The sequence below is a fragment of the Pseudomonas sp. 05T35 genome (assembly GCF_056396605.1).
Window position 1 is genome coordinate 1 of sequence record NZ_JBFTLU010000376.1, and the last position, 4,589, is coordinate 4,589.

The 4,589-nt window shown below is 58.4% G+C and carries 6 protein-coding genes and 2 pseudogenes; 7 read left to right on the forward strand and 1 reads right to left on the reverse strand.

The annotated features are described in order from the left end of the window. The 7 genes and pseudogenes from AC1DH9_RS23105 to recX form a co-directional block, all read left to right on the forward strand. A pseudogene (locus tag AC1DH9_RS23105) lies at positions 1–458 on the forward strand (phage tail protein); the annotation flags it as partial. A gap of 4 nt (positions 459–462) precedes the next feature. Further along, positions 463–1,074, forward strand: a complete 612-nt coding sequence (locus AC1DH9_RS23110; protein WP_427544585.1) for a tail fiber assembly protein — start codon at positions 463–465, stop codon at positions 1,072–1,074. A gap of 15 nt (positions 1,075–1,089) precedes the next feature. After that, positions 1,090–1,653 (forward strand): glycoside hydrolase family 19 protein, encoded by a 564-nt coding sequence (locus AC1DH9_RS23115; protein WP_427544583.1) that lies wholly within the window; start codon positions 1,090–1,092, stop codon positions 1,651–1,653. Next, positions 1,635–2,171, forward strand: a complete 537-nt coding sequence (locus AC1DH9_RS23120) for a lysis system spanin subunit (protein WP_427544581.1) — start codon at positions 1,635–1,637, stop codon at positions 2,169–2,171. Before AC1DH9_RS23115 ends, AC1DH9_RS23120 begins: the two co-directional genes overlap by 19 nt. 82 nt (positions 2,172–2,253) lie before the next feature. Further along, positions 2,254–2,754 carry a CinA family protein gene (locus AC1DH9_RS23125; RefSeq protein ID WP_427544579.1) on the forward strand — a complete coding sequence of 167 codons (501 nt, stop codon included), beginning with the start codon at positions 2,254–2,256 and terminating at the stop codon, positions 2,752–2,754. A gap of 83 nt (positions 2,755–2,837) precedes the next feature. After that, a complete protein-coding gene (gene recA, locus AC1DH9_RS23130) occupies positions 2,838–3,890 on the forward strand; it encodes a recombinase RecA (protein ID WP_019692120.1) in 1,053 nt (350 codons plus the stop codon). 8 nt (positions 3,891–3,898) lie between these two features. Further along, entirely contained in the window at positions 3,899–4,366 is a 468-nt protein-coding gene (recX, locus tag AC1DH9_RS23135) for a recombination regulator RecX (RefSeq protein WP_427544577.1), read from the forward strand. Positions 4,367–4,407: 41 nt separating this feature from the next. Here the strand turns inward: recX and AC1DH9_RS23140 are convergent. Then, positions 4,408–4,589: pseudogene (locus tag AC1DH9_RS23140) on the reverse strand (LOG family protein); the annotation flags it as partial.

The window sequence follows — 4,589 nt, forward strand, 5'->3', positions numbered from 1 at the left end:
GTTATGGGGCTTTGAATGGCGCCATTCTCAGTCGTGCCGAATGGCCATGGCTTTGGGATCATGCCCGTGTTTCAGGAATGATGTGGACTGAAGCAACTCGTGTAGGTGCCGAGGGGGGATGGAGCAGTGGTGATGGCTCTCTTACGTTTCGCGGACCTGAAGGGCGTGGAGAGTTTCTACGGGTCCTGGATGAAGGCCGCGGTATAGATGCCGGTCGCAATCCTGGTGTTGTGCAAAATGATCAAAACCGCGCGCACTTACATACACCCACTATCGTTGCCGTGGGGGAAGGTGCTGCAAATGGTACGGTTGTACAGGGTTCGGCTTGGTCGATGAGATACACCATTCCCACTCAACTGGTTGGTACAGCCCCTGTTGGTACGGGTTTATCTATTGATGGGGGCTCGGAAGCGCGTCCGCATAACGTGGCTTATCCCGGCCGACTCAAACTGATCTGAGAGGATGAATATGAATTACCTGATAGATACTGCGGGGGCCTTGATCGGACCGGTAGAGTTCCCGGTCATACCTGGGCTGGGTGCTCAACTACCGGACAATGCTGTAGCGCTGGATCAAGAGCTACCGGCCCCCGGCCCTGGATGTGTTTGGGCCTTTATTGAGGGTAGGCCTAAAGAAACATTGGATCTTCGTGGAGTGGTTTACAGCACCGAAACAGGTGAACCTTTAACGTGGTCCGAGCTGGGAGCACTCCCCGATACGGTGACTAGCGTTGCGAGGCCGGGGGCTTACTTTGTCTGGACGGATTCAGCTTGGCAGCTTGATCAGCAAGCGCAGTTGGCGGCGGCAGTTGTTGCTGCTCAAAATGAACGTGATGTTCGACTACGAGAGGCCTCGATGCGTATCGCGCCCCTTCAATACGCCGTCGATCTGGGTGATGCCACGCCACAGGAGCAATCCGCGCTGCTGGACTGGAAACGCTACTGCGTTGCCTTGAACCGCATCGAACAGCAAGCAGGGTACCCCCTTGAAGTCGAGTGGCCGATTCTGACGTCTTCTGAACCCAAGGAACCGACGAATTCACTGCTCTCGCTCTTCGGCCTTAAACAAAAGTAAATCAAGGACATCCTCATGCCTGTAACAGAAGGGCAACTGCTCCAGATAATGCCCAACGCCCGCCTCCAAGCGGGCGTTTTCGTTTCTGCCCTCAACACCGCGATGGTTCACCGAAACATCAACACCCCCAAACGCATCGCCGCGTTTCTCGCGCAAGTCGGCCATGAGTCGGGGCAGTTACGTTATGTGTGTGAGTTGGGCAGCGACCAATACCTCAGCAAATACGATACCGGCACGCTGGCCGTCCGCTTGGGCAATACGCCTGAAGCTGACGGTGATGGTCAGCGCTATCGGGGGCGCGGGCTGATTCAGATCACCGGTCACGACAACTATCGTCGATGCAGCCTTGGGCTGTTCGGGGATGAGCGTTTGCTGACCCTGCCTGAGTTGCTCGAACAGCCTCAATGGGCGGCCGAATCGGCGGCCTGGTTCTGGGAGCTGAACGGTTTGAATGAACTGGCCGATGGTGACCAGTTCAACAGCATCACCCGCCGGATCAACGGCGGGTTGAATGGGCTGGAAGATCGTTTGCAGCTCTGGGCACGGGCGAGGGCGGTGTTATGCCAGCCTTCGGTCTGATACCGGTTTCTTACCGGGCAATTGGCGTCGCTGTACTGCTGGCCATTGTGGCGGGCGGTGCTGCGGCAGTGTCCTGGCACCTTCAGGATTGGCGTTACGGTCGGCAACTGGCGGAACAAGCCAGGTTGCACGACGAGGCGCTGAACCAACTGACCCTGGCGGCGGCGAATCAACAGCGCGCCGAACAGGACAAGCGGCTGGCCCTGGAGCAGCGTCTTCAGGCCAGCGATCAAACCTATTCAAAGGCCTTGAGCGATGCACAACGTGATCAAGGTCGCCTGCGCGACCGTCTTGCCACTGCTGATTTGCGCCTGTCAGTCCTTGTCGACCCCCGTGATGCCGACGCCGGTTGTGGCGTGTCAGCCGCCTCCGGCACCGGCGGCGTGGTTCATGCAGCCCTACGAGCCCGACTTGAGCCGGCGCATGCTCAACGAATTATCGGCATCACCGACGCAGGCGACCGCGGACTGATTGCCTTGCAGGCCTGTCAGGCGTATGTCAGAGCGCTTGCTCACTAACATTTTGATCTAGCCTGCGTCTTGCAAGCGTGATTCGCTCGTGTACGGTAGTGCGCATGCCCGCCTGATCAAGGAGAGAGTCGTGAACGAAATCACCCAGCTTGCCGCGCAACTAGGCCGGCGTTTGCAGGTTCTCAATGCGCATGTCAGCACGGCGGAGTCCTGCACCGGCGGCGGGATCGCCGAAGCGATCACCCGGATTGCCGGCAGCTCGGCGTGGTTCGAGGCGGGTTACGTCACCTATTCCAATCGCCAGAAGACCCAGCAACTGAATGTGCCCGCCGAGTTGTTCACCGAGGTCGGGGCGGTCAGCCGTGAAGTGGTCGAAGCCATGGTGCGTGGCGCCCAGCACAAGAGTCGCGCGCGTTTTGCCGTGGCGGTCAGCGGTATCGCGGGGCCGGACGGCGGTACGCCGAACAAACCGGTGGGCACCGTGTGGTTGGCCTGGGCGGTCGGAGATGCCGTGTATTCGGAGTGCCGATACTTCGCCGGCAACCGCGATGAAGTCCGCCGACAAACGGTGAAGGCCGCGCTAGAGGGGTTGCTGCAGTATGCCTCTGGAGAAATCTCAAATGAGGGGTAGGCGATCCCGAAACGCTGTGGAATAATACTGGCTACTTATACAGGTGTTGGCCGTCAGGCCTTATTGATTACGTGAGGACTTTAATGGACGACAACAAGAAGAAAGCCTTGGCTGCGGCCCTGGGTCAGATCGAACGTCAATTCGGCAAGGGTGCCGTAATGCGTATGGGCGATCAGGACCGTCAGGCGATCCCGGCTATTTCCACGGGCTCTCTGGGTCTGGACATCGCACTCGGCATTGGCGGTCTGCCAAAAGGCCGTATCGTTGAAATCTACGGTCCTGAATCCTCCGGTAAAACCACGCTGACACTGTCCGTGATCGCCCAGGCTCAAAAAGCCGGCGCGACCTGCGCATTCGTCGACGCCGAGCACGCCCTGGACCCGGAATACGCCGGCAAACTGGGCGTCAATGTCGACGACCTGCTGGTTTCCCAGCCGGATACCGGCGAGCAAGCCCTGGAAATCACCGACATGCTGGTGCGTTCCAACGCAGTCGACGTGATCATCGTCGACTCCGTGGCGGCCCTGGTTCCGAAGGCTGAAATCGAAGGCGAAATGGGTGACATGCACGTGGGCCTGCAAGCCCGTCTGATGTCCCAGGCGCTGCGTAAAATCACCGGTAACATCAAGAACGCCAACTGCCTGGTGATCTTCATCAACCAGATCCGGATGAAAATCGGCGTGATGTTCGGCAGCCCGGAAACCACCACCGGTGGTAACGCGCTGAAGTTCTACGCTTCGGTTCGTCTGGACATCCGTCGTACCGGTGCGGTGAAAGAAGGCGACGAAGTGGTCGGCAGTGAAACCCGCGTCAAAGTCGTCAAAAACAAGGTGGCTTCGCCGTTCCGTCAGGCCGAGTTCCAGATCCTTTACGGCAAGGGCATCTACCTCAACGGTGAGATGATCGACCTTGGCGTGCTGCACGGTTTCGTTGAGAAATCCGGTGCCTGGTATGCCTACAACGGCAGCAAGATCGGCCAGGGCAAAGCCAACTCGGCCAAGTTCCTGCAAGACAATCCGGACATCGCTGCCACTCTTGAGAAGCAGATTCGCGACAAGCTGCTGACGCCAACGGCTGACGTCAAGGCTTCTCCGGTCAAAGAGACTGAAGATGATCTGGCTGACGCTGATATCTGATTGATCCGATGACCGCCGTACTCGATACCCTCGTCGCGGTGCGGCGAACCGCRATGGACCTGCTCGCTCGACGCGAGCACGGTCGAGTCGAGCTGACGCGTAAACTGCGTCAGCGCGGCGCTTCTGATGAAATGATCGATACAGCACTCGACCGTCTGACGGAAGAAGGGCTGCTGTCTGAAACCCGATACCTCGAAAGCTTCGTTTCCTACCGTGCCCGTTCCGGCTACGGCCCTTTGCGCATTCGCGAAGAGTTGAGCCAGCGTGGTTTGCAACGTGCCGATATCGAACTTGCCCTGCGTGAAAGCGGAATCAGTTGGCAAGAGAACCTGGAGGAGACTTGGCGACGCAAGTTTGCCGGGCATTTACCGATAGACGCCCGCGAGCGCGCCAAGCAAGGGCGCTTCCTCGCTTATCGGGGATATTCCATGGAAATGATTGGTCGCTTGTTCAGCGGCCGAGGAATGGATGACTGACTGAAAGGCCCGACTATTGAAATAGTCGGGCTTTTTTTTGCTCAAGTAACCTTGATCTGTTCCCGTTTGCGCTGTGGCGTCTGGGGCGACTGAGCCGTGGCCCAGTTTTCCGGCAGGTTGATGTAGTCGACCAGTTCACGCAGGCGTCCGTGATCACGAGCGTTGAACGTGAAGGACAGTCGCACCAGATGGCTGAACTGAGCCTCGTCGTGCTCCTCGCCAC